Below are 24,494 nucleotides of genomic sequence, written 5' to 3'. Positions count from 1 at the left end.
CGTGCCCGGCCCCAGCCCCGCGGAGCCGCGCTAGAAGTAGCGCAACGCCACGTACACCCACGCCATCAGCGTGCTCAGCACGGTGACGACGATGCCGTAGCGGGTGAACTGCCAGAAACTGATCGGGTTCCCGGTCCGGGCGGCGATGCCGATCGCGACGACGTTGGCGCTCGCCGCGACGGCGGTGCCGTTGCCGCCGAAGTCGGCGCCCAGCGCGAACGACCACCACAGCGCCTCGGCGGTCGTCGGGTCGGGGGCGCCCGCCGCCATCCCCTCCACGATCGGCGCCATCGTCGCCGCGTAGGGGATGTTGTCGAAGAACGCGCCGAGCACGGCGGACCCGAACAGCAGGCTGGTCGCGGCGGCGAAGTAGTTGTCGCCGACCGCGTCCGCGGCCCAGACGCCGATCTTCTCGATGACGCCGGTGTGCCCGAGGCCCGCCACCATCACGAACAGGCCGACGAAGAACACCAGGACGGGCCATTCGACCTCGTCCAGGACCTCCCCGACGTCGACCCGCGACACCAGCAGCATCACCCCGGCGCCGACGAGCGCGACGATCGACGGCTCCATGTGCACCACCGAGTGCAGCATGAACCCGACGATGACGAGCCCGAGCACCGCCAGGCACCGGACGAGCAGCGCCGGGTCGGTGATCGCCTTCCGCTCGTCCAGCGACATCACCTCGGCGACGTACCGCTCGTCGTAGGTGAACGACTTGCGGAACAGCACCCGCGCCAGCAGCACGAACGCGATGAAGATGACCACCACGATCGGCGCCATGTGGACGAGGAAGTCGTTGAACGTCAGCCCCGCCCGGCTGGCGATGATGATGTTCGGCGGGTCCCCGATGAGGGTCGAGGCGCCGCCGATGTTGGACGCCAGCACCTCGGCGATGAGGTACGGGTGCGCCGGGATCCGCAGCCGGTTGCAGACCACCACCGTCACCGGCGCCACCAGCATGATCGTGGTGACATTGTCCAGGAACGGGGAGGCGACCGCGGTGATCGCCATGAGCATCACCAGCAGCCGGTACGGCCGGCCCTTGGACCGTTTGGCCGCCCAGATCGCCAGGTAGTCGAACAGCCCGGTGCCCTTGATGACCCCGACGATGATCATCATGCCGAGCAGCAGGAAAATGACGTTCCAGTCGATCCCGTCGTGCTCGGAGAAGAAGACCCCGGCGCCGGGAGTGAGCCCCAGCACCGTCATGGCCCCGGCCGCGATGAGGACGACCTTGACCTTGTCGGCCTTCTCCGTGGCGATGAAGAAGAAGGCGACGACGAAGATGGCGAGCGCCGCCACCGCCGTCATCGCGGGTCCTCCGTCCGGAGGCCGCCGCGCGGCGGAGGGTCGGGGCGTTGCCGGAGGGTCAGTCGTCGGGCTGGCTGAGCGCCAGCGCCGACAGCAGCCGATCGAGGATCACCGCGCCGGTGAGGAGGCCGGCGTCGTCCACGACCGCCACGATGGGACTGCGCTGCCGGGCCATGAGCGCGGCGAGTTCCAGCAGCGTCGCGGAGGATTTCACGATGAACGGGCGGGGAGTGTGCGTGCCGAGGCAGTCGCCCACTTTCCTGTCGCGGATCTCGTGCCAGAAGACGTCCGCATGCGTCTCGTCCACGACCCGCGTCAGCGCCGGGTCCTCCTGGTAGGCGACGGGGACCGCCAGCCGCAGCACCTGCGTGCCGGGCAGGACGACCCGGGGGCGCTGCGCCTCGTCCACGACGATCAGTCCCGGCAGCCGGCCGAGCGCCATGACCTGTATCGCGTGCGCGATCGAGTCGTCCCGCGTCACGGTCGGCACCTTTATGGCGATGTCCCGCGCTTGCATTGCTTCCTTTCGGCTTCCGGAAAGCCTGGCTCTTCGGGTTGATAGATTCCTCCTTCTGACGCCGGGGGCGCTCCCTTCGCAGGACGGCCTCCGCGGCGCCTTGGGCGGGTGAAGGTGCCCGCCGGTCGTTCGGTGTGCCATGCGTCCGCCCCTTTCCGCGTACGGTGTCCAGTCTTTGTGCCGGGGGCCCCGCGCTTTATCGGGTCTGACCCCCATATCGGCGCCATGGAGCATGTATCTGCAGGTGGAGGAGAAGCTGCTCGCGGGGCCGCGCCTAGGATGGATCCGAGACCGGAGGTGATCGGGTGCACACTCGCGAGTCCGCCACCCGGATACTGCTGGCCGACGATCACGCGCTGGTGCGCCGCGGGCTGCGGCTGATCCTGGACGCCGAGCCCGACCTGACCGTGGTCGCGGAGGCGGCGGACGGGGCGGAGGCGATCGACGCGCTCGCCGCGGGCGGCGTCGACCTGGCGATCCTCGACATCGCGATGCCGCGGATGACGGGGCTGCAGGCCGCGCGGGAGATCTCCCGGCGCTTCCCCACCGTGCGGACGCTGATCCTGTCAATGTACGACAACGAGCAGTACCTGTTCGAGGCCCTGAAGGCGGGCGCCTCCGGGTACGTGCTGAAGTCCGTCGCCGACCGCGACCTGCTGCACGCGTGCCGCGCCGCGATGCGCGGCGAGCCGTTCCTGTACCCGGCGGCCGTGACGGCGCTGATACGCGAGTACCTCGGCCGGGAGCGGGACGGCGGCGGCCCCGACAGCATCCTCACCCCGCGCGAGGAGGAGATCATCAAGCTGATCGCGGAGGGGTACTCGTCCAAGCAGATCGCGGAGACCCTCACGATCAGCGTGAAGACGGTCGACCGGCACCGCGCCAACATCCTCGGCAAGCTCGGCATGCGCGACCGGCTGGAGCTGACGAAGTACGCGATCAGGGTCGGGCTCGTCGAGCCCTGACCCGGCGGCTCAGCCGGTCACCGCGGGCCGGGTGCCCTCCGGCGGCACCTCCAGCCGCACCTCGGTGCCGCCGCCGTTCGCCGGCCCGATCGTGAGCCGCGCCCCGATGAGCATCGCCCGCTCCCGCATGCCGTGGATGCCGGAGCCGACCTCGGTGGGCGGGCCCACGCCGTCGTCGACGACGCGCAGGACGACGCTCCCGTCCTCCTCCTGCGTGAGCGACAGCTCCGCGTTGCGCGCGCCCGAATGCCGCCACACGTTCGTGAGGCCCTCCTGCGCGATCCGGTAGATCACCAGTTCGGCGTCCGGGCCGAGGCCCTCCAGCCCCGTCTGGACGCGGCGCGTCACCCGCGGCCCGCCGGTCCCGGAGAAGTCCCCGGCGAGCGCGGTGAGCGCGCTGGTCAGGCCGAGGTCGTCGAGGACGCCGGGGCGCAGCCGCCGCGCCACGCGCCGCACCTCGTCCAGGCTGGACCGGACGACCTCCTGGACGCCCCGCAGCTCCTCCGCCACCTCCTCGGGCGCCCGGTCCACCACCGACTTCAGCTCCAGCAGCACCACGGTGAGGGACTGCCCGATCTCGTCGTGCAGTTCCTGCGCGATGCGGCGCCGCTCGGCCTCCTGCGCGTCCAGCACCACGGCGGTGCTGATGCTGCGGTCGGCCTCCAGCCGGTCCAGCATCGCGTTGAACTGGTCGACGAGGTGGAACAGGTCGCCGTTGCCGGTGGCGGAGAGCCGGTCGCGGGAGCGCAGCGAGTCCAGCCGCGCCATCAGGGCCGTGAGCCGCTCCAGCGGGGACAGGCTGGCGCGCAGCAGCAGCGCGTTCGCCGCCGTCATCACGACCAGCCCGACCACCAGGACGGGCAGCTCCCGCAGCAGGATCGGCGAGGATATGGTGACGGGCGCGACCGCCAGCAGAGCGGTGCCGATCGCGAAGATCAGCCCGTTGATGCCGAGGATGCGCCAGTACAGTGCCGAGGCGGGTGTCCTGCTCATGGGACCACGTCATCGCATGCGGCGCCCTTTTGTCCATGTGGGGCGGCACCCGTGCCGACCTGCATGTCCGTCCCCCTCTCTTATGGGCATCGGACCCGATGGCGGGCCCCCGCCCCATCGCCGACGGTGGAAGGTGAGAACAAGGGGGAGGAGGTCGGATGGTCCCGCTCGCCGCGCGAGAGAGCCCGCTGGCCCCGTCCACCGCGTTCCTGATCGTCCTCGGACTGGCGGTCGCCGTGGCCGCGCTCTCCGGGCTCCGGCGCGTCGGGTCGTGCGAACGGCTCGTCGTCCGGCGCTTCGGCAGGACGCGCGGGGTCCGCGGGCCCGGGCTGCGCTACCTGCTGCCGCTCGCCGACAGCGGCGTGCGCGTCCCGGTGGGCCCACGGCCGCACGACCTGTGGTTCCGGGCGATGACCAGGGACGGTGTGCCCGTGCGGCTCAAGGCCCACGCCCTGATGGGAGCCGACGACCCCGTCAGGTACGCCGCGGCCGCGGACACCTCGGGCACGCCGTCCTCCGCCGCGCAGGCGGTGACCGAGGTCGCGCTGCGCGGTCTGATAGCGGACCGGGACCTGGCGGACCTGCCGTCCCTGCTGGCGGGCGGGGACGACCCGGAGCTGGTCCGGCGCGTCGACGAGGCGGTCCGGCCATGGGGAGTGGCCGCGACCCTCGTCTCCATCACCGACGCGACGGTCCCGGTCCGCTCCGCCACAGGCAGTGCCACTGCCGCGACCGGCGGCGCCGCGCGCTGATCGCCGCGGCCCGCCGGGGCGGCGGCGGTCAGAAGCCGCCGAAGTCGCCACCGCCGCCGAAGTCGCCGCCGCCGAAGTCCCAGCCGCCGCCGATGTCGCCGCCGCCGTCGCCGAACCCGCCGTCCATGCCGCCGTAGCCCATGCCGCCGCCCATCATCGAGCCGAGCGCGGTACCGATCATCAGCCCGCCGAGCAGGTCGAACCCGCCGTAGCCGTAGTAGTAGCCGCCGGCGTAGGGCGCGTACGCGGGGCCGGCGTTCCAGTACGGCTCCCGCGCGCCCCGGTACGGGACCATCCGGATGTCGGGGTCGCCCCCGCGCAGGACGGCCTCCGCGTCGGCCTCGCACGCCGGGACCGAGCGGATGCTGCCGCCGGGCGGCGCCCACATGACGTCCCGCACGGACGGGCCGTGCTGCGGGTTGAAGAAGCAGGGCGCGCGCCGCTCGGGCACCGGGTCGCCGGCCAGCCGGGCGCGGGTGGCGGTCATGTAGTAGCGGCCGTCCTCCAGCGCCGTCGTCACCGACGACATGTCCTGCGGTCTGGCCGCGCGCTCCGTCGCCGCCTTCGCCTGGTCGTAGGAGTTCATGGCGTGCTCGTAGTCGGCGCGGATCGCCGGGTCGAGGCCCTTGTCCATGACGTTGAGGTCGAGGCGGGCGATGTCCTCGCCGAGCAGGGTGACGTCCTCCTGGACGCCCTGCTTGAGGTCCTGCATCTCACTGGCCTCGCGGGCCAGGCGCCGCTTGCGGGCGCCGAGGAACACGACCGTCGCCACCCCCACGACGAGCACCACCAGGCCGAGGGCGACGTATCCGATGAGCGCGCTGGACCGGGCGTTCTGGTCGACCTTCGTCTCCGCGCGGTTCCCGAAGTCGACCAGCCGCTGCTTGAGCGGCATGCCGTTCGTGCGGGTGACGATCTGGTTGATCTCGCGGGCGTCCAGCTTCTGGGAGATCGCCGCCATGCGGCTGCCGTCGGCGGTGACGGCGACGAACGTCTCGCCCTTGCCGACCCGCTGCGCGACGGCCGGGAGCAGCTGCCTGACCTGGCTCGCGGTCGCGCTGTTGCTGATCACCATGGCGCGGACGTCGGCGTCGTGGTCCCCGGCGAGGGACTGCTTGATCTGGTTCTGGTCGGCCGCCGACAGCACGTTCCCGGCCTCGCTCGTCACGTAGAGGCGGGAGTTGATGAGGCCGTTCGCGATCTGCCCGACCGTGTCGGCCCGGAGCTGCGCGGGCTGGGCCGCCCGGGCCGCCTGGGGCTGCGCGGCCTGCGGGTGGACGGCCTGGGCGGTCTGGGCGGTCTGGGCGGTCTGGACGGCGGCGGGCCGTGCCGGGGCGGCGGCGGACGCGGACGCGGACGCGGGGGCGGAGAAGGCGAACGCCGGCACTGCGACGGCGCCGATGATCGCCGAGACGGCGCCCCGGCGTGCCGCTCGGATGGCCCGGTTCTCGGTGCTCATACCTACTATCTGCCCACGTGGGCGGCCTGATGCCTCCTCCGTTGGACGGATTTGCACCGGCCCGGCATGGGGCCCGGCACCCATGCGGGCCGCCCGCTCCGCCCGGCGCCGACCGGGCGGAGCGGGCCGCCGGTCAGCTGTCCTTGATCTCGCAGATCACGGCGCCGGCCGAGACCGTCTGCCCGACCTCGGCGGACAGGCCGGTGAGCGTCCCGGCCTTGTGCGCGGTGAGCGGCTGCTCCATCTTCATGGCCTCCAGGACCACGATGGTGTCCCCGGCCGCCACGGTCGCGCCGTCCTCGACGACGATCTTGACGATGGTGCCCTGCATCGGGCTGACCAGGGAGTCGCCGGACGCCTGCGCGCCGCCGCCCTTCGTGCCGCCGCGCCGCCTGGCGGGCTGCGCCTTCCCGGCCGCGGGGGCCGCGGACGCGCCGAGCCCGGCGGGCAGCACGACCTCGATGCGCCTGCCGCCGACCTCGACGGTGACGCGCTCCCGCTCGCCCGCCTCGTCCTCGTCGCCCGCCGGGGCGTGCTCGAACGGCGGGATCCGGTTGTCGAACTCGGTCTCGATCCACCGGGTGTGGACGGAGAACGGCGTCTCGTCGTCCTCGGGGACGAACGCCGGGTCGTCCAGCACGGTCTGGTGGAACGGCAGCACCGTCGGCATGCCGTCGATGACGAACTCGGCCAGCGCCCGGCGGGACCGCTCGACGGCCTGCCGCCGCGTCGCGCCCGTCACGATCAGCTTGGCGATCAGCGAGTCGAACGCCTGCGGGACGGTCTGCCCCGCGCCGTACCCCGCGTCCAGCCGGACGCCGGGGCCGGTCGGCGGCTCCCACGCGGTCAGCGTGCCGACCGCCGGCAGGAAGCCGCGGCCCGCGTCCTCGGCGTTCAGCCGGAACTCGATCGAGTGGCCGCGCAGCTCGGGGTCGCCGTAGCCGAGCTCCTCGCCGTCGGCGATCCGGAACATCTCGCGGACGAGGTCGACGCCGGCGACCTCCTCGGTGACCGGGTGCTCGACCTGGAGCCGGGTGTTGACCTCCAGGAACGAGATCGTGCCGTCCTGGCCGACGAGGAACTCGCACGTCCCCGCGCCGACGTACCCGGCCTCCTTCAGGATGGCCTTGGACGAGCTGTACAGCAGTTCGAGCTGCTCGTCCGACAGGTAGGGGGCCGGGGCCTCCTCGACGAGCTTCTGGTGGCGGCGCTGCAGCGAGCAGTCGCGGGTGGATACCACGACCACGTTGCCGTGCTTGTCGGCCAGGCACTGGGTCTCGACGTGCCGGGGCTTGTCCAGGTACCGCTCGACGAAGCACTCGCCGCGCCCGAACGCGCCGACCGCCTCGCGGACGGCGGAGTCGTACAGCTCGGCGACCTCCTCCAGCTTCCGGGCGACCTTCAGCCCGCGCCCGCCGCCGCCGAACGCGGCCTTGATCGCGATGGGCAGCCCGTGCTCCTCGGCGAACGCGACGACCTCGTCCGCCCCGGACACCGGGTCCTTGGTGCCGGCGACCAGCGGCGCGCCGACCTTCTGCGCGATGTGCCGGGCCTGCACCTTGTCGCCCAGCGCGGTGATCGCGGCGGGCGGCGGGCCGATCCAGGTCAGCCCGGCGTTCTCCACCGCGGCGGCGAAATCGGCGTTCTCCGCCAGGAACCCGTAGCCCGGGTGGACGGCGTCGGCGCCCGCCTCGGCGGCGATCTTCAGCAGCTTCTCGATGTTCAGATAGCTCTCGGCGGCCGTCTGCCCGCCCAGGGCGAACGCCTCGTCGGCGACCCGAACGTGCAGCGCCTCCAGATCGGGTTCGGCGTACACCGCCACACTGGCCAGCCCCGCATCACGGCAGGCACGGGCTATACGGACCGCGATCTCACCGCGGTTGGCGATCAGGACCTTGCGCACGTGGGTCTCCTCCCTCAACCTCGCAGGCAGTCTAGATAACGGCCGAACCAGCTTTTCGTAAGGCCCTCCTTATAGGGCTCCATGTCCCGGATAGTGGGAGGTTTCGCGAGATAACGGTCTGGTGACCGGGGGAGCGCCACCGCGCCCGCCGCCGTCTCATCCGCGACCCGCACACCGACGGGGCGGGCGCGAGAGGAGTGGTCGTGGCCAAGAAGGAGTCGTCCGGCAAGGACCGGGCCGGAGCGGGCAGCCGGCTCTCGGGGCTCAGCAGGCCCCGGCGGCGCACCGCCGTCATCGCCGCCGTGCTGCTGGTCGTCGTCGGCTGGCCGGTGCTCAGCGCCCTGTTCGGCGGCTACGAGCGGACCAGCGGGGGCGAGATCGCCGTCATCCGCAACGGCGGGTTCTTCGACAACAACAAGATCCGCCAGGTGATCAATCCGGGTTCGGGCCGGGTCTGGATCGGCCTGTACTCCCAGGTCCACAAGTACCCGGCCCAGCAGCGCTTCTACACGATCACCTCGGACTCCAAGAAGGGCGACGAGACCGGCGTGGACGTCGTCACCGTGCCGAGCTCCGACGGCGTCAACATGGGCATCGAGGGCACGCTGTACTTCACCCTCAACCAGGACCACGCGGCGATCAAGGAGTTCGACGACAAGTACGGCACCCGCAAGTTCCGCAGCGCCGGCGGCGAGATGTACAACGTCTTCGACGGCGACAAGGGCTGGTCGGCGTTCCTCGACCAGATCGTCCGGCCGGTGATCGACAACGACCTGCGCAGCCAGATCAACAGCTTCCGGTGCGCCGAGCTCGTCTCCTCCTGCGCGCTCGTGCAGAACTCCTCCGCGCCGCGCGGCGTCCAGCCCGTCGGGGCGAAGGCGCAGAGCAACAACGCCAACATCGCCAAGGTGCAGAACGCGATCAACACCAGCCTGGCCGCCGACCTGGAGCAGACGCTCGGCGGCAAGTTCGTGACCAACATCCACTTCAACCTCGTCCGGATCACCCTGCCGGAGAAGGTGCAGGACGCCGTGGACCGCGCCCAGGCCGCGTTCGCGCAGGTCAGCGAGGCGCAGGCGAAGGTCGCCACGGCCAAGGCGGAGGCCGCCGCCAACAAGGCCCGGCAGGACGGCTACAACAAGTGCCCGACCTGCGCGAGGATCGAGGAACTGAAGGCGCTCCCGCAGGGCATCACCGTGTACGCGCCCGGCAACCCGAACGGGTCGCTCCTGCGGGGCCGGTGACGGGGAGGCGGTCATGCGGTTCCTGATCGTGCTGGTGGCGCTGGCGGTGGCCGCCGCCGTGGTCGTCCTGCTGGTGTACGCGTTCGCCGACCGCTCCGCCGCGGGCGGGGCGGCGCTGGAGCGCGGCGCCCGCTGGGAGACGCACACCGAGTCGTCCGGCGGCGTCACCACGGTCGTCGTCCGGCAGGTCACCCGCGACGACGCCGGCGACCTGCTCGCCGAACTCGGCCGGCAGACGGTCGCCGCCATCGAGGACGGCGACGCGGAATGGGAGGAGCGCTATCACGAGGCGATGGCGCAGGCCCGTTCCCGCGTCGCCGCGCTGCAGAGCGAAGCGAGCTGACCTGCCATTACCCGGAAATGCCCGCGCCCCTTGTGCGGGGGGCGCGGGCTTTGCCGCGAAAGGGCGCGCCCACCCGGTGTACCCTCGGCTCGAATCCGCTCGCACATGATCACTCACCGGAGCCGCCGATGGTGCGCCCCTGGCGCCGGGCCGGCCTGGCGGTGGTGCTGGCCGCCTGCCTGGTGGCGCCCTCGTCCGCCGTCCACCGGGAGCCCCCCGCCGTGGAGGACTACGTCACCGAGCAGCTGACCGTCGCCGCGCGGGCCTTCCTGGCACGCCGCTCCCAGGCCCTCGTCCACGCGCAGGACCGCCGCGCCATGCCGGTCGAGGTCCAGGGCGTGCGGATCTCCCCGACGCTGGCGCGCGCGCAGGAGCGGGCCGTCCGCGAACTGGAGACCCGCAACCGCGCCCCCGTGGCGGGCGGCCCCGCCTACACCGGCGCCCGCACCCGCCTGGACGCGAGCCGCGCCGTCCGCGACGGGAACCGCATCACGCTGGAGGCGGTCGAGCACACCGAGGTGAAGTACGGCGGCGGCAAGTTCACCCAGTCGGTGCGCCGCCGGTTCGAGTTCCGCACCCGCGGCGAGCAGATCATCATGGTCGCCGAGCGCGTCCTGGACCCGGGCGCCCGCCCGGTCAACGACCCCGTCACCCCGGACCGCTGACCGCGCTTTCGGCGCGATCTGAAATTCCCTTGACGCACAGTAAGTATGCGCGTCACAAGCCCGTGGTGGCCACATCCGGACAAGCCGAGATGGCGGGAATATGGCCGTTTCGGGGGAGGTGCGGCTGGATTGACGTGATCGATGGGGCGTAAGCTGGCGCCATTCTTTGCGCAGCACACGGCAAAACGTTCGGCGATCAGCGACGAAAGGGCCGGAGCGATGGGCGACAAGCGCGGAGCCAACCTCGGCGAACTCGAGGAACTGTCCCGCATCTTCAGCAAGCACTCCCGCAACCTCGACGCCCTGATCAAGGACCTCAACGGCCGCACGGTCAGCAGCAGCGCCGCCTGGTGGGGGCCGGGCGCCGACCGCTTCCGCGCCGCCTGGGCCGAGGCCAAGACCGCCTTCGACAAGATGGCGCTGGCCCTGGAGCAGGGCAGCCAGGACATCCGCAAGTCCCAGCAGAACATCGAGGCCGCCACCCGCTGACCTCGTCCTGAGCCGCGGGTCCCGGCCCATCCCCCCGAGGTCGGGACCCGCATTCAGCCCCCCGCCTTAGCTCCCGCTCCCGGCGACCCCGCGGCCGGACCCACGCCAGAGGGATCCTCGTGAGCACACCATCGCCGCTGCAACTGCAGTTCCTCCTCGGTCGCATCCAGATGCTGTCCGACGAGCACTGGCACCTGTTCACCGCGTCCCGCCGGGCCATGGACGACCACGCCTGGGTCGGCGGCACCGCCTCCCGGGCCTTCGCCCGCGAACTCGACCGGAGCGACGCCGCCCTGCACGCCGAACTGCGCAGGGCGCTCCAACTCGTCCGAGATGAACTGAACCGCCCGTGACCTGGTTAGACCCCGACACCTGCGGCGTGAAGCTGGCAGAGTTCGAACAGATGACCCGCCAGCTGACCCAGGCCGCCCCCAAACTGGCCGACCTCGCCGACGAACTCTGGCAGGCGCTGCACGCCGCCCAGGTCAGCACAGCCCCCGCGATGGAGATCAAACGCATCGCCGCCTGGGCCGACCGGGCCGCCTCCGACCTGCGCCGCCGCAACCAGCTCGCGCACGACCTCGACCGCCAGCGGCTCGCCTTCACGATCTGCCGCCCGGACGGCGACTACCTGAAGCTCCCCGACCGCTACACCGACCAGGTCGGCTACGCGGCCGGCCGCCGCAGCGCCGACCTCTTCCGCCGCGCCGCGTCCGGCGACCCCGCCGCCAAGGCCGCCCTGCGCGCCCTCCGCCCAGACGACATCACCCCGATGTTCGCCAAGGGCCTCCTGGAGTCCCTGGGCCCCGAGGCCCTCCTGAAGCTCCCGATGGACCTGACAGTCCCGCTCACCGCCGACGTCCGCCACGACCGCGAAGGCGTAGACGCACGGGCCGCCGAAACCCGAGCGATCCTGGCCCTGTGGGGCCGCAGCCTCGCCCTGTCGACCCGTCCAGGCACCGCCGCGTACCTGGGCGACGACTACCTGCGCAACCTCACCCGCGCGGGCCGCGCGAACTTCCCGCCCCTCAGCACACCCCCGCACGGCACGGCGGGCTACCAGTCCCTCTCAGCCCTCCTGGCCGCCGCCGGCGACACCCGCTTCTCCGCCCACTTCATCGACACCGTCGGCAGCGACATGATCGCCTACGACGGCCGCCTGCGAAAAACCCTCGGCGAAGAACCGCTCCCGACCCTCGCCGGCAAGGCGGGCCTGGGCAACGCCTTGGACCCGACCACAACAAAGGTCGTCCCCAACGACAACAAAACAGACTTCCTAGCGGCCCTCCTCACCGCCGCCGCCCACTCCGGCAAGGAAGCCTCCCAAGCCCTCCTCACCCACACCTACATGGGCCCCTTCGAGCCGGGCACCGAACCAGGCTTCAAGGCCACCACCCTCCAATACCTCCTCCACGACCGCCGCCCCGTCTGGTCCAAGACCGACCACGGCACCGCCCTAGGCGAAGCAATCCAAACCGCCGCCACCGGCCAGGACGCAGAGTCGACCCGCCTGGCCTTCGACGCCGCCAAGATCCTCATAGCCGACGCCCGCAAGAACTTCGTGGTCAAGAACGGGATCCTGCAGATCCCCGAACGGGGCCCGGCCGACGCCCTGGCGCATGGTGAACTGGGCGACGCGATCGCCCGCCCGAAGCACTACGACGAACTCTCCGGCCTGCGCCCCGCCATGGCGAACGTCCTCGTCGCACACCTGGAGAAACTGCACGAGATCGTCCAACTCTCCGAGTACACGGCCAAAGCGCCGCCGGGAGAGCTCACCGGTGATGATCTGGACTACCTTCTCCTGGACGTGACCCGGGACGCCGCCGCCTACGAGCGCCTGCTCATGGGCCAGATCGCCCATTCCAAACTCGCGATCGACCGGGCGGTCGCCGGCCACGGCAGCCTGTCCGACGCCATCGCGCACGAAGGGCGCATGTTCGGCCACCTGCTGGAAGCCCGCAACCAGGCGATCGGCGCGGAGGAGGCACGGCTGACTGAAGATCTCAACCGCATGCGCAAGTACGTCGGCACGGCGGTCGGACTGGTGCCGATCGCACCGACGCTGGTCGCTGAGCGACTCCCGGGCGCGGGCAAGGCAGCGGAAGCCACCATGCTGGCGATGACCGGAAAGTTGACCGATATCGCGGCGAAAAGGCTGGCGGACAAGGCAGACCGAACGATCGTGACTCCGACGACCGAGACGGAGGCAGTGGAACAGTTGGTCAATCAGATGGTCCTCTCCTCGATGGTGAGCCATGGCCGCTTTGACGCCTTGCGGGTGGACGGGGAGCCTTTCGCCACACAGGGACCCGATCCCAAAGTCCGGCCCGTCGACTCGCTGAGCGCTAAGGAGTTGCGTGATCTTCTGCAGTGGGCTCAAAATAGGCTGCATCTAGATAATCTGAATAATGAAGTGCAAAACTCCATGCGGAACGGGCGGGAGAAGACCGCCGGACACTACAAGGACCCGGAGGGCAAGAGCGTGACTCCGAGCCCCCAGCGGTGACCACGGTGCTTAAAGTTTTGGGATTCCTCTCGGCGTCGATGCTTCTGGTTGCCGGGTGTAATGACGGTGTTCCACGCGAACCGAGTCCGCCGTCGGCTGCGCTGCCTGTGGAGGACGGGGCGCCCTATCTCTGTGACCTCGTGCCCGAGGCCGCTTTCCGTCGCTCTACGGGGATCACCGCCCCGCTGAAGAGCGATTGGGGTAAGCGGCAGCCGGGAGGAGGTCTATGTCTGGTATCTCCCCAGGGAGGTCATGCACCACTGGGGATCGAGTGGTCTACCAGTGATGGGGAGTACATTCTACGGACCCAGCGGGAGAATTGGGCGGAGGAATCATCGCATCAACTCCCGTCCGAATTGGGGCGCGGGTTGGCGGGATACCGCCCATCCGGCGGGCTCACCGGGCTCCCCAACTATGTCGTGGCGTTGTTCAGATGCGGAAAAAAGAAGCCGTGGATCAGTATTAACTTTGTATCCGTGGCGCGGGGGCGGGATGCGGTGCAGGACATGTTCGACTTCATGCGGATCGCGCAGAAGCGGTTCGGGGAGCTCCATAAGTGCACGCCGAGGGCGTCATGAGCAGGGGTCCTGCGTTAGGCGCCGCCGAGTTCGAGCGTCGGATCCGGTGTGCGGTGTGGGGGATGGCCGTGACGATGGCGCTGACGGGTTGGACGATGGCGCCGTGGATTGATGTGAGCGGCACACCTCACGTGCTCTGGGAGTTGGCCGCAGTCGAGGTGATAGACGGACCGGCCAGGTTGCTGCCCGCCTTGTTGGTGGTCACGCTCCTTCTGGGAGTGGCGGCCAGCGCGGCGGCCACCCGAGGGATGGCGTGTGCGGCATGGCTGGTCGGGCTGGTCACCACGGTCTCGACCTTCGCGTTCTCCTTCGACCCTGGTGAGAAGTACGACATCGGGTACGGCGCCAACTACGCGGTGACGCTTTCAGCGGCCTATGCGGTCGTGTTCTTCTGCGTGTGGCGCTCGGCCAAGCGGAAGCCGTCGCCGGAGAAGGTCGCGGAGTGGATGGACCCCTCGTTCGGGACGGTTGACCGGCAGTACCGCCGGCGGTGAGGCTCATGGTCATCGCTGACCTGTGCAAGGCGAATCGGGCGGTGCGTAGATCGCACTCCGCGTACCCGTCGCTGGATGAGTACGGGCCCGTCCAGCCAGAACGCCTTCCGATGCTCTTGAAGGCCCCGCACCAGCACGGCCGGACCGACCACGGGAAGGCCAGCAGCACGAAAGCCGCGGTGCCCTGCCCGGTGAGCCGCCCAGCGCCCGACCGCCGCCCCTCTCCGTTTCCGCGCATACGGCCAGCGTTGGGCCGGCGAGCCTGGCGGCGATTAGGAGTCGGACGGTGTCGGGGCTGGGGTGACGCGCCATGCGTTGGTGGGTGGGCCCGGTTATCGTCGCTCTGGAACGACTTTCCGTCCTCCCCGCGTCGGACGGAGGAAAACGCCGTCGCCCCGGAGGACGCCGATGCCCCTTGAACCGCGTTTCCGGCGGGTCGCCGCTCTGCACCGGCCGTTCGTGGACAGAGAAGCGGTGATGGCCGCGTTCGCCGACGTGTTACTGGTTCCGCACGGTTCGCCCTGCGTGTTCAACCTGGTCGGAGTCGGCGGCATCGGCAAATCCCGGCTGCTGCAGGAACTCGGGCAGCGCAGCGCTGAGACCCACCGGACCGCGACGATCGACCTTCAGGTTCCCGCGATGCGGCAGCAGGAGGACGCCCTCGCGGTCCTGCGCGTCGAGCTCGGCCGCCAGGGCATCCGCTTCGACCGCTTCGACATCGCCTATGCCGTCCTCTGGCAGCGCCTCCACCCGCACCTGCGCCTGTCTCCCAAAGAGCTTCCGTTCGTGGACGAGAGCGAAGCGCTGTCCCAGATCATCGACGGCGCGGCCGGCGTGCCGGTGTTCGGCACCGGTGTCGGGTTGCTGCGCCTGCTGGGCAAGGCGACCAGCGGGATGCGGCAGCGGCAGCGGATCAAGTCCGACGACACGCTCAGCCAGCTGGACGACCTCACCAACGCCGAACTCGCCGACGCCGTCACCTACCTGTTCGCCGAGGATTTGCGCGACGGTTCCGACCGCCCTTACGTCATCTTCGTGGACGCCTACGAAGCGCTCGTCCCCGCATCCGCGCGCTCCGGCCGGGCCGCGGCCCAGGACGTCTGGCTCCGCGACCTGATCGCCCAGCTCGACAAGGGAGCGGTCGTGGTGGCCAGCCGTGAACCGCTCGCGTGGGCCCGGCAGGACCCCGCCTGGGCCGACGTCATCCGCCACCAGCGTGTGGACGGCCTGCCGATGGCGGCGCGCCTGCAACTCCTGACCGAGGGCGGCATCACCGACGACGCCGCGCGCCAGGCGATCGCCACCGCTAGTCAGGGCCTGCCGTTCTACCTCCACCTGGCCGTGGACACGCGCACGACGGCCCGGCAGGCGGCGGCCGTCTCCTCCGAGGAGATCCTGCAGCGCTTCCTGGCCCACGTCGCGCCCGACGAGATCCGCACGCTCGAACTGCTGAGCGTCGCCCGGATCTTCGACTACGAGATCTTCCAGACGCTGGCGGACGCGTTCGACCTGCCCCGGCACCGCATGGCCTGGGAGTCGCTCACCGCCTACTCCTTCGTGTATCCGGCGGGTGTCCACGGCCGCCGCCTCCACCAGCTCATGCGCGCGGCACTGCACCGGCGGCTCTCCCACGGGACGGCTCGGGACGTGCAGGCCGTCCTGCAGAAAGTGTGGGACGCTCGCGCCGCCGAAGCCCACGCGGCGGAGAACGGTGTCGCGACTCGGGCCCGTGCCGTTCGGGAGGCGGCGTACTGCGGCCTTCATGCGGGTGCGCTGCGCGGCGAAGACGTCCTGGCCTACGCCGACCGGGCCATGACGTACGGCGGGAAACAGGGCGTGGACGGCATCGCTCAGGACCTGCGCGAACACCTCGACTCGGGCGGCGACGCCGATCTCGCCCAGACGGCCCGCTGTCTCGAAGCCGAGGCGGCCGTCCTCCTCGGGGACGCCGAGACCGCCACCCGCCTCACCCCGTCCATCGACTGGCCCTTGGACGACGTCCCCGGCGCACGCCTCGCCCTCGCGGGCGCGCACGGCCGCCGCATCGCCGGAGCGACCGGCGAAGCGCAGCGCCTCTTCCGCCAGGTCTGGGACCACCACTCCGGCCCCGTCCGGCTGCGGGCCGGCTTCTGCATGGCGGATCTCGACATGTGCCAGGGCCGGTTCGGCGACGCGCTGTCGATCACGCAGCAGATCCTTGCCGAGGCCCCCGACGACGACCTCGTGCTGCGCGGCGACGTGGTCCGCCTCCAGCACCTCGGCTACCGCTTCGGTTTCGACCTCGACACGTCCGCGCAGTCCTTGGAGACCGCCGCCGCGCTCTACGCGCAGGCCGGCGCCATCATCGGTCAGGCGGACATCAAGACCAACCGGGCGGAACTCCTCGCCTGGACCGATCCCGCCCGTGCCGTCGACGCCGCCGCCGACGCTCTCGACGCGCAGACCGACCTGGGCGCCCACCACGAGATCGGTAAGGCGTTCACCGCGCTGGCCATCGCACAGGTCCGCCTCGGGCAGTACGCCCCGGCGGCGGCATCGTTCCAGGCGGCGACCGATGCCCTGGAACGGGCGCGCTACCGATCCGGCCGGGCCCGCGCGGAGCTCTTCCGCGCCTTCCTCCACGCCAGGACGGGCGACGCGTCCGCCGCCGTGGCGTCCGCCCGCTGGGCCGTCGCCGAACTGGTCGCCGCCGAGGTGTACCCCACGCTCCTCATGGTCGCCGGGCACCTCCTGGACGCCCTCGACGCCGCCGACGAGCACACGACGGCGATCACCGCCCGGGCCCGCGACCAGATCAGCCCACCGAACCTGCTGCCATTCTTGGACGACCAGGCGCGCGCACTCGTGACGGCCATGCTGGAGGACGGATGAACTGGCGGAGCCTGTACGAGCGCGCCCGCGCGCACGGCGAATCCGCGGCCGGCTACTACAACGACAACATCCGCGTCGACACCCCCGACGGCCCGGTCATCGTCCGGATACCGATCCACGGCGCCGACATGATGGACCTGCGGCCCTGGCGGGAGGACCGCGTCCTCGCCGCCATCGCCGCGCACGTGCGCGACGCCCCCCGCCTGCTTCACTCCTCTGACGACCCACCGTTCCAGATCCACGAGTTCATCACCGGAGACGTCCTCAACGATGTGGCGCCGCGGGGCGTCGCCGTCCCGCCCCACGTGGTGGACGACGTCGTGAGCCTCTTCGCCCAGCTCACCAACGTCCCTCGGCTCCCCTGCGTCCCTGCCGGCTGGCCGGCCGACAGCGACACGACCGCCTTTGCGCGCCTCCTCTCCGACCTGACGCAGCGCGTCTACGACACCTTCAGCGCCGAGTACGCCGAGCTCTTCACCGCCCTTGCGATCCCCGCCGATCCCCTCGCACCGGTGGACGATCTGTGGCGCGGCCTCACTCCGCGACCCTTCACCTGCGTCCATGCCGACGTCCATCGCCGCAACGTGATCGTCGGTAACGGCAAGACCACGTTCCTCGACTGGGAACTCGCCCTCTGGGGCGACCCCGTGTACGACCTCGCCGTGCACATCCACAAGATGGGCTACCTGCCCGACGAGCAGGACGCCCTCATCACCCGCTGGCAGGCCGCCATGCCGTCCGACCACACCACGGGCTGGCGGCGGGACCTGGACGCCTACCTGACGCACGAACGCATCAAGTCGGCCATCGTCGACTCCGTCCGCTATTCGCAGCTCTTCGCCGCCGGTGGCCCCTATCCCTATCCGGAGCAGCAGCTCATCGGCTCGCTGGTCGCCAAGCTCGACGCCGCTCGTCCCTACTGGCACATCGCCGCCCCGGCCGATCCCCGGAGCGTTGGGGGGGCCCTGCGCGTCCGCTGAGCCGCCTCTCGGCGTCCGGGGGCACCCCGGGATGTCGGTAGGCGGGGCGGTTAGTCGGTTGGGGGGAGGGCTACTTGGATTTGGGTTGTGGTGCCGGTGGCTACGAAGAGGCCGCGGCCGGTGGGGCCGCCCAGCGGGGCGTTGCGGGGGAGGCGTAGGCCGAAGAGGTCGCCGTCGTCGGGGGAGTCGATGGACAGCAGGACGCCGGAGCGGGAGCGGCGGGTGTCGGAGAGGAAGCCTCGGTAGCCGCGGCCGAGGTCGGCGGTGGTGCCGCCGATGACGACGGCGTGCTCGCCGTCGCGGGCGGTGCGGAGGACGTCGCGGAGGGCGTCGTCCAGGTCGGTCTCGTCGAGGAGTTCGGCGTCGTCGACGATGACGGCGTAGCGGTGTTCGTCGCCGATGGCGTCCGCGAGGTCGTCGGGGTCGGAGTCGGCGGTGAGGACGCCGAGGACGCCGGGGCGGTCCGCGAGGGTGCGGAGCGGGGAGCGGCGGGGCGTGACCAGGACGACGGGGACGAGGCCGCCGCCAACGGCCGGGTCGAGGAGCGAGTGGACGATCGTGCGGAGGGTCGTGGAGCGGCCCGAGCGGGGCGGGCCGGCGACGGCGAAGCCGGGGCCCTCGTTGAGGAGGTCGACGCCGACGGGGGCGAGGGTGTCGCCGCCGACGCCGACCAGGGCCCACAGGGGCGAGGGGGCGGTGAACTCGGGGTCGAGGGACATGGCCTCGCGGTAGGTGACGCGGACGGGCAGTTCGTCCACGTGGAGGGGGCGTCGGCGGCGGGGGAGGCGGCCGTAGCGGGAGACGCAGGTGCGGGCGATCTCCTGGAGGACGGCCACCTGGGACGTGCCGGACGGGTCGTCCCCGAGGAGGCAGATCTGGGATTCGCGCGGGGGCGCGTTCGGGGCGGTGGGTTCGAGGGCGCGGCCGGGCGGCATGGCGGCGGGGATCTGGCGGTCCTGGAGGCCGCCGTAGCCGTAGTCGTTCGGGTCGGCCATGCGCAGCAGGAGGCGGCGGTCGAAGACGGTGGAGATCTGGCCGCCGAGGCCGGAGCGGTCGCCGGTGAAGACGGCGCGGAGGCCGACGGCGGCGCCCTCGCGCAGGAGGTGGACGGCCTGGTCGACGAGGCGGCCGTAGTCGTAGTGCTCGAACGCGCCGAGGAAGCCCTCCCAGCGGTCGAGGAGCAGCACCATCCAGGGGAGGCGGTCGGTGGCGGCGACGGCGGCGCGCTGCTCGGCGAGGGTGGCGAAGCCGGCCTCGGCGAGGAGCTGCTGGCGGCGGGCGACCTCGGCGGTGAGGGCGGTGAGGAGGCGTTCGCAGCGGTCGAGCTGGTCGCGGGTGACGACGGCGCCGCAGTGCGGCAGGGACACCAGGGGGAGCAGCGCGTTGGCGCCGCAGTCGATCGCGTACAGGTGGGCGTCGTAGGGGGAGCAGGACGAGGCGAGGGAGCCGGCGATGGTGCGCAGCGCGGTGGAGCGGCCCGACTGGGCGGACCCGGCGAGGTAGAGGTGGCCGCCGGCGGTGAGGTCGAGGGCGAGTTCCTCGCGGGACTGGACGGCGGGCAGGTCGGTGATGCCGAACCGGATCGGCGGGACGTCCACGACGGAGCCGCCCGCGGCGGTGCGCGGCGTCAGCTTGATCATGTCCGGCAGCGGGCTCAGCCACGGGGACGGCCGGCGGGCGATGCCGGCGCGGCGGGCGGCCTCGTCGACGGCCTGGACGAGGACGCCGAGGTCGGTGGCGAGGGTGGTGTCGTCGGCGGCCTCGCGGGGCGCGGGCAGCGGGTGGCCGAGGCCCTGCCAGGGCAGCGCGAGGACGGTGGTGCCGGGGCCGGCGGGGCCGCCGCGGCGGCCGCCGATCCGCGCGGACTGGACGGGCTGCGGCGCCGCCATGCCGGAGCGGACGTAGCAGCGGCCCGGGGTCGACTTGGAGATCTGCGCGGCCTCGGGCGAGTCGAGGACGTCGGTCGATTCGTCCGGGTCGGTGACGCGGAGCGCGATGCGCAGGTTGGTGTTGGCGCGGATGTCGGCGGTGACGACGCCGGCGGGGCGCTGGGTGGCGAGGATGAGGTGGACGCCGAGGGAGCGGCCGCGGCGGCCGATGTCGACGAGGCCGGTGACGAAGTCGGGCAGTTCGGTGACCATGGCGGCGAACTCGTCGATGATGAGGACGAGGCGCGGCATGGCGGGCAGGCCGGGGTCGGCGGTGCGCAGGTCGTTGTAGTCGTCGACGTCCTTGGCGCCGGCGTCGAGGAGGATCTCCTCGCGGCGGCGGAGTTCGGCGGCGAGGGATTCGAGGGCGCGTTCGGTGGCGTGGCCGTCGAGGTCGGTGACCATGCCGACGGTGTGGGGGAGGCGGGCGCAGTCCTTGAACGCGGCGCCGCCCTTGTAGTCGATGAGGACGAACGTCATCTCGTCCGGGCGGTTCGCCACGGCGAGGGACGCGATGAGGGTTTGCAGTAGTTCCGACTTGCCCGCGCCTGTGGTTCCTGCGATGAGGCCGTGGGGGCCGTCTGTGCGGAGGTCGATCTCGTAGGGCTGCCCTGAGCCGAGGCCGATGGGGACGCGTGTGGTGCGACCCGTCCTGCCCCATGACTGGAGGATGTGCTCCGCTGTGGGTTCGGGCATGCCGAGGATGTCGAGGAGCCGTACGTCGGCCGGGATGGAGTCGGCCGGATCTTCGCGGGACACGTCCCGGACGGGGGCCAGCGCGCGCGCCACCCGGTCTGTCCAGGCCGGGGAGACCTGGTCGGCGAGCACTGGGCCGACTACTTCGAGCCCTTGCCCTTGGAGGCGGAGCTGGGACGGGCGCTGCGGGTCCCAGGCGGCGACCAGTTGGCACTCTTCGGGGAGCAGACGTTCCTCGTCGTCCACGCAGATGGCGTAGAGGCCGTACTCGGCGCCTCGTGACAGGAGCATCGGCATGCCGGGCAGGCGACGCAACGCGCGCGCGCCGTCGAGCACGATCAGGATGTTGTACGGGACGGACGGCACCGCGTCCTGCCCGAAGAACGACGACTCGGCCTGTGCGGTACGGCGCCGTTCGGTGACGCGGATCGCGAGTTCGGTGATGCGGTGCGCGGCCGACTCGGTGTCGGCCCCGACGAGGGCCACGCAGTCCTCGCCTTCGCGCGGCGCGCAGTGCGGCAGCCAGCGCACCCAGTTCCACTCGTCCCCCGCCTGCTGGTCGGCGGAGAGGACGACGATGGCGAGGTCGCGGGGGCTGTGCAGGACGGCGGCCTGCGCGACCATCCACCGGGCGAGCGCGCGGGAGGCGTACCGGGGGCCGGTCAGCCCGACGACGCCGAGCTCGCGGAGCGGCAGCGCCACCGGGACCCGCCGGGCCGCCGGGATCGGCACGGCGCGCGGGTCGCCGGTCAGCTCGATGCGGGCGGGCAGGTCGGCGAGCCCGACCCGCAGGTGCAGGACGTCGGCGTCGTCGCGGCGCCGCTCCCACAGGCGGCGGCGCGGGCCCGTGGCGGTGAGCAGCACCTCGGCGGGGTCGGGGTGCAGGGCGCGCCGCTCGGCCTCGTCCGCGCGCCGCAGCCGCTCCAGCTCGCCGTCGAACTCGCCCGCTCTGCGGTGGTACTCCTTCAGCGCCTTCTTGTACGACTTGCGGCCGTGCAGCCGGTCGCCGATCCACTCGCCGACCGTCATCACCGGCCAGGCCAGCGCGAACAGCGCCCACCACCACTGGCCGAGCGCGAACGCCATGACCAGGCCGAACGCCGAGAACAGCAGCGCGCCGAACAGCCGGAGCCGTTCGCGCGGGTTGCGTTCGGGGCGCTTCGGGACGTCCAGCGTCCGCACCCGGTCGGCCGGGTGCAGCCGCGGCGGCCGGTTGAACGCGAGCCCGCCCTCGGGGAGCGGTTCGAGGTGGGTGTCGGGCGCGGCGCTCGGGGCGAGGGCGAGCACGCTGTCGCCGACCGTCAGCAGCGCCTCCGCGGGCCAGGCGGTCTTCGCGCCGAGCGGCGTGCCGTCCAGCGCGGCGGCGCCCTGCATCGTCATCGCGGACGCCTCGACCTCGACGGTGTCGCGCGCGACCGTGAGCCGCAGGGACCGCGCCGGGACGGACGGGTCGTCCAGCACGACGTCCACGTCGCGCCCGGAGCCGATGGTGCTGGTGCCGAGCCCGAGCCGGTGCACCGACCCGGCGGCCGGGCCGCCGATGACCCGGACCTCGACGAGGCCGGTCGGCTCGGCGAGGACGGTGGCGGCGGCGCCGCGCTGCTCGACGGCGACGACGGCGCCGTCCCGCAGCTCCTTGACGGCGAGGGCCTGCGGGTCGAGCATCCGGCCGTCCATCCACAGCGCCCTGCGCGGGCCGCGCCCGTCCTTGGCGAGCAGGGCGGCCTTGGAGAAGCGCGGCGTGAGGGCCGGCGGGGCGCCGTCGAGGACGGCCGCGAGCGACTGCGCGATCCCGCCGACGGTGGCCTCGGCGTCGACGTCGATGACGACATCGCGAGGACCGCCGCCGGTCAGCGCCGTGAACGAGATCCGCATCCGAGCCTCCGACGTCCGCTGGTCGACCGGAGTCAGCTTAGGCATCAACCCCGGCGGACTTCCGGTAGGCGGCGATGATCGTTTCGAGGGCGTCGTCCAGCGGGGTGGGAGCCATCCCGAACGTCGCCTGAAAAGCGGAAGAGTCGAGAACGTACGGTTCGTCGAACTGGTAGCGGGTCTCCCGCAGTTCCTTCAGCAGCGGGGAGAACAGCCCGAGCGCGCGGAACACGGCGCGCGGCACCTCGGTGACCCGCGGCTTCGGCGCGCCCGCGATCGCGCACAGCCGCTCCGCGACCTCCAGCGTGGACACCGCCGGCGCCGTCGGGACGTGCCAGACGCGGCCGAGCGCCCGCTCGTCCGTCCCGGCGATGGCGAGCGCCTCGGCGACGTCCGGCAGGTACGTCCACGAGTGCGGGACGGACGGGTCGCTGAAGTACAGCACCCGCTTGCCCGCCAGCAGCGGCTTCACGAACCGGGTCTCGCCGATGTACGCCTGGTCGGTGCTCCGGGGCCCGTAGTAGTCGGACGGTCGCAGCTCGGTGGTCCGGATGCGGCCGGCCTCGTGCGCGGCGAAGGCGTCCCGCGACATCTTCGCCCGCACCTGCCCCTTCGTGCCGGGCGCGGCGAGCGGCAGGTCTTCGGTCATCGGCCCGTCGACCGGCCCGTACAGGTAGAGATTGCTCAGCGTGACCAGGACGGCCCCGGTGTCCTCGGCGGTGCCGAGGAAGGACGCCGCCATCGGCGGCCAGTCCTGCACCCAGCGGTGGTACTGCGGGTTGACGCAGTTGTAGAGGGCGTCGGCGCCCCTGGTGATCTGCGTCAGCCGGGTCCGGTCCGCGACGTCGGCGGCGATCCGCTCGACGCCCTCGGGCCCCGATCCCGACCGCGTCACGACGACGACGTCATGCCCGCGCGCGGTGAGCCGCTCGGCGAGGTGCGCCCCGACCTGCCCCGCTCCGACGATCACGTGCTTGCCCATGTCCCCACTCCTTCGGTTCGGTGCTCTGCAACGAGAGCGATGCTCTCTCGCGAGAGCAGTGTTGTCAAGAGCAGTGCTCTCACTTCAGTGCATCGCTCTGTTAATCTCGGGGCATGAGCGAACCGAACCGGGGCGCGACGGCCCCGCACGGGAGGCCCGCATGAGCGCGGGACGGACGGCGCGCGAGCGGGTGCGGGCCGAGCTGATCAGGGAGATCACCGAGATCGCGCGGCGGCAGCTCGCCACCGAGGGCGCGGCCGGCCTGTCGCTGCGCGCGGTCGCCCGCGAGATGGGCATGGTGTCGTCGGCGATCTACCGGTACTTCCCGAGCCGCGACGACCTGCTGACCGCGCTGATCATCGACGGCTACAACGCGGTCGGGGACGCCGTCGAGCGCGCCGACGCGGCGACCGACCCCGGCGACTTCGCCGGAAGGTGGCTCGCGGTGTGCAGGGCCGTCCGGGGGTGGGCCCTGGAACACCCGCACGAGTACGCCCTGCTGTACGGGTCGCCCGTCCCCGGCTACACGGCGCCGCAGGACACTGTCCCCGCAGCCGTCCGTGACACGCTGGTCTTCACGCGCATCATCAGCGAGGCGCACGCCGCCGGTGCGCTCGACCCCGCAGGACCGCTCCCGCCCGCGCCGCCCTCACTCGCCGCCGACCTGGCCCGCGCGCGCGCCGCGCTGCCCATGGATCTCCCCGACGACGTGATGACTCGGGCCTTCACCGCATGGGCCGGCTTGTACGGAACTGTCAGCTTTGAATTGTTCGGGCAATTCAACAACGTGATCGAGGAGGAACGGTCCGCCTACTTCGACCACTCCATGTCCCTGCTCGGCCGCCTCGTCGGCCTGGAACCGTGACGCAGCCCGGCCTCTCCGTGCCTCCCGCGGTCTCACGGGGCATCCACGGACGTGTCCAGCATGTGGTCAGTGACG

19 protein-coding genes are annotated in these 24,494 nt (G+C 71.7%); 12 read left to right on the top strand and 7 right to left on the bottom strand.

The features are described from left to right. Positions 1-30: 30 nt before the first annotated feature. The gene (locus tag AB0K34_RS23000; RefSeq protein ID WP_364550730.1) at positions 31-1,314 is read right to left on the bottom strand and encodes an ArsB/NhaD family transporter; all 1,284 of its coding nucleotides are present in this window, start codon (positions 1,312-1,314) and stop codon (positions 31-33) included. A gap of 58 nt (positions 1,315-1,372) precedes the next feature. Further along, positions 1,373-1,795, bottom strand: a complete 423-nt coding sequence (locus AB0K34_RS22995; RefSeq protein WP_364550728.1) for a CBS domain-containing protein — start codon at positions 1,793-1,795, stop codon at positions 1,373-1,375. Between the two features lie 341 nt (positions 1,796-2,136). Here AB0K34_RS22995 and AB0K34_RS22990 point away from each other — a divergent pair, with 341 nt between their 5' ends. Beyond that, positions 2,137-2,796: a response regulator transcription factor gene (locus tag AB0K34_RS22990; RefSeq protein ID WP_364550726.1), complete on the top strand. Its 660-nt coding sequence runs from the start codon at positions 2,137-2,139 to the stop codon at positions 2,794-2,796. 9 nt (positions 2,797-2,805) lie between these two features. Here AB0K34_RS22990 and AB0K34_RS22985 read toward each other — a convergent pair whose 3' ends face one another. After that, positions 2,806-3,789: a sensor histidine kinase gene (locus AB0K34_RS22985; protein ID WP_364550724.1), complete on the bottom strand. Its 984-nt coding sequence runs from the start codon at positions 3,787-3,789 to the stop codon at positions 2,806-2,808. 158 nt (positions 3,790-3,947) lie between these two features. Here AB0K34_RS22985 and AB0K34_RS22980 point away from each other — a divergent pair, with 158 nt between their 5' ends. After that, positions 3,948-4,541, top strand: a complete 594-nt coding sequence (locus tag AB0K34_RS22980) for an SPFH domain-containing protein (RefSeq protein WP_364550722.1) — start codon at positions 3,948-3,950, stop codon at positions 4,539-4,541. Between the two features lie 28 nt (positions 4,542-4,569). On the opposite strand, the gene AB0K34_RS22975 is transcribed toward AB0K34_RS22980, so the two are convergent. Further along, the gene (locus AB0K34_RS22975) at positions 4,570-6,000 is read right to left on the bottom strand and encodes a hypothetical protein (RefSeq protein WP_364550720.1); all 1,431 of its coding nucleotides are present in this window, start codon (positions 5,998-6,000) and stop codon (positions 4,570-4,572) included. Positions 6,001-6,133: 133 nt separating this feature from the next. Further along, entirely contained in the window at positions 6,134-7,903 is a 1,770-nt protein-coding gene (locus tag AB0K34_RS22970) for a biotin carboxylase N-terminal domain-containing protein (RefSeq protein ID WP_364550718.1), read from the bottom strand. Positions 7,904-8,106: 203 nt separating this feature from the next. Here AB0K34_RS22970 and AB0K34_RS22965 point away from each other — a divergent pair, with 203 nt between their 5' ends. The 9 genes from AB0K34_RS22965 (at position 8,107) to AB0K34_RS22925 (ending at position 18,076) form a co-directional block, all read left to right on the top strand. Continuing rightward, complete coding sequence (locus tag AB0K34_RS22965; protein ID WP_364550716.1) at positions 8,107-9,147, top strand: SPFH domain-containing protein; 1,041 nt, start codon at positions 8,107-8,109, stop codon at positions 9,145-9,147. 13 nt (positions 9,148-9,160) lie between these two features. Next, entirely contained in the window at positions 9,161-9,490 is a 330-nt protein-coding gene (locus AB0K34_RS22960) for a hypothetical protein (protein ID WP_364550714.1), read from the top strand. Positions 9,491-9,618: 128 nt separating this feature from the next. Continuing rightward, on the top strand, positions 9,619-10,155 hold the full coding sequence (locus tag AB0K34_RS22955) for a hypothetical protein (protein ID WP_301175163.1): 537 nt from the start codon (positions 9,619-9,621) through the stop codon (positions 10,153-10,155). Positions 10,156-10,374: 219 nt separating this feature from the next. Beyond that, positions 10,375-10,644 carry a WXG100 family type VII secretion target gene (locus AB0K34_RS22950; protein WP_067795563.1) on the top strand — a complete coding sequence of 90 codons (270 nt, stop codon included), beginning with the start codon at positions 10,375-10,377 and terminating at the stop codon, positions 10,642-10,644. Positions 10,645-10,763: 119 nt separating this feature from the next. Next, positions 10,764-10,997, top strand: a complete 234-nt coding sequence (locus AB0K34_RS22945; protein WP_301175164.1) for a hypothetical protein — start codon at positions 10,764-10,766, stop codon at positions 10,995-10,997. 26 nt (positions 10,998-11,023) lie between these two features. Next, positions 11,024-13,153, top strand: coding sequence for a hypothetical protein (locus AB0K34_RS22940; RefSeq protein ID WP_364550711.1), 2,130 nt, complete (start codon positions 11,024-11,026; stop codon positions 13,151-13,153). Positions 13,154-13,793: 640 nt separating this feature from the next. After that, positions 13,794-14,225: a hypothetical protein gene (locus AB0K34_RS22935; protein WP_301175166.1), complete on the top strand. Its 432-nt coding sequence runs from the start codon at positions 13,794-13,796 to the stop codon at positions 14,223-14,225. Positions 14,226-14,633: 408 nt separating this feature from the next. Beyond that, entirely contained in the window at positions 14,634-17,096 is a 2,463-nt protein-coding gene (locus tag AB0K34_RS22930; RefSeq protein ID WP_364550709.1) for a hypothetical protein, read from the top strand. Further along, positions 17,093-18,076, top strand: coding sequence for an aminoglycoside phosphotransferase family protein (locus AB0K34_RS22925; protein ID WP_364550707.1), 984 nt, complete (start codon positions 17,093-17,095; stop codon positions 18,074-18,076). The genes AB0K34_RS22930 and AB0K34_RS22925 overlap by 4 nt, the downstream gene beginning before the upstream one ends. A gap of 50 nt (positions 18,077-18,126) precedes the next feature. Here AB0K34_RS22925 and AB0K34_RS22920 read toward each other — a convergent pair whose 3' ends face one another. Together AB0K34_RS22920 and AB0K34_RS22915 are read right to left on the bottom strand one after the other, a co-directional pair. Further along, the gene (locus AB0K34_RS22920) at positions 18,127-22,620 is read right to left on the bottom strand and encodes an FtsK/SpoIIIE domain-containing protein (protein ID WP_364550705.1); all 4,494 of its coding nucleotides are present in this window, start codon (positions 22,618-22,620) and stop codon (positions 18,127-18,129) included. Beyond that, complete coding sequence (locus tag AB0K34_RS22915; RefSeq protein ID WP_301175170.1) at positions 22,613-23,554, bottom strand: NAD-dependent epimerase/dehydratase family protein; 942 nt, start codon at positions 23,552-23,554, stop codon at positions 22,613-22,615. The genes AB0K34_RS22920 and AB0K34_RS22915 overlap by 8 nt, the downstream gene beginning before the upstream one ends. A gap of 160 nt (positions 23,555-23,714) precedes the next feature. Here AB0K34_RS22915 and AB0K34_RS22910 point away from each other — a divergent pair, with 160 nt between their 5' ends. Further along, positions 23,715-24,419 (top strand): TetR/AcrR family transcriptional regulator, encoded by a 705-nt coding sequence (locus tag AB0K34_RS22910; RefSeq protein ID WP_301175171.1) that lies wholly within the window; start codon positions 23,715-23,717, stop codon positions 24,417-24,419. The last annotated feature ends 75 nt before the right edge of the window (positions 24,420-24,494 follow it).

The organism is Actinomadura sp. NPDC049382 (assembly GCF_040677125.1).
In the GTDB taxonomy this organism is placed as follows: domain Bacteria; phylum Actinomycetota; class Actinomycetes; order Streptosporangiales; family Streptosporangiaceae; genus Spirillospora; species Spirillospora geliboluensis.
The sequence above is the reverse complement of the archived record's forward strand: the minus strand, read 5'-3'. Positions and strand labels throughout refer to the sequence as shown.

Coding starts and splice junctions, on each gene's coding strand:
- AB0K34_RS23000 (WP_364550730.1), bottom strand. CDS start 1,314: ATGACGGCGGTGGCGGCGCTCGCCATCTTCGTCGTCGCCTTCTTCTTC.
- AB0K34_RS22985 (WP_364550724.1), bottom strand. CDS start 3,789: ATGAGCAGGACACCCGCCTCGGCACTGTACTGGCGCATCCTCGGCATC.
- AB0K34_RS22980 (WP_364550722.1), top strand. CDS start 3,948: ATGGTCCCGCTCGCCGCGCGAGAGAGCCCGCTGGCCCCGTCCACCGCG.
- AB0K34_RS22975 (WP_364550720.1), bottom strand. CDS start 6,000: ATGAGCACCGAGAACCGGGCCATCCGAGCGGCACGCCGGGGCGCCGTC.
- AB0K34_RS22960 (WP_364550714.1), top strand. CDS start 9,161: ATGCGGTTCCTGATCGTGCTGGTGGCGCTGGCGGTGGCCGCCGCCGTG.
- AB0K34_RS22955 (WP_301175163.1), top strand. CDS start 9,619: ATGGTGCGCCCCTGGCGCCGGGCCGGCCTGGCGGTGGTGCTGGCCGCC.
- AB0K34_RS22950 (WP_067795563.1), top strand. CDS start 10,375: ATGGGCGACAAGCGCGGAGCCAACCTCGGCGAACTCGAGGAACTGTCC.
- AB0K34_RS22935 (WP_301175166.1), top strand. CDS start 13,794: ATGGCCGTGACGATGGCGCTGACGGGTTGGACGATGGCGCCGTGGATT.
- AB0K34_RS22930 (WP_364550709.1), top strand. CDS start 14,634: ATGCCCCTTGAACCGCGTTTCCGGCGGGTCGCCGCTCTGCACCGGCCG.
- AB0K34_RS22925 (WP_364550707.1), top strand. CDS start 17,093: ATGAACTGGCGGAGCCTGTACGAGCGCGCCCGCGCGCACGGCGAATCC.
- AB0K34_RS22920 (WP_364550705.1), bottom strand. CDS start 22,620: ATGCCTAAGCTGACTCCGGTCGACCAGCGGACGTCGGAGGCTCGGATG.
- AB0K34_RS22915 (WP_301175170.1), bottom strand. CDS start 23,554: ATGGGCAAGCACGTGATCGTCGGAGCGGGGCAGGTCGGGGCGCACCTC.
- AB0K34_RS22910 (WP_301175171.1), top strand. CDS start 23,715: ATGAGCGCGGGACGGACGGCGCGCGAGCGGGTGCGGGCCGAGCTGATC.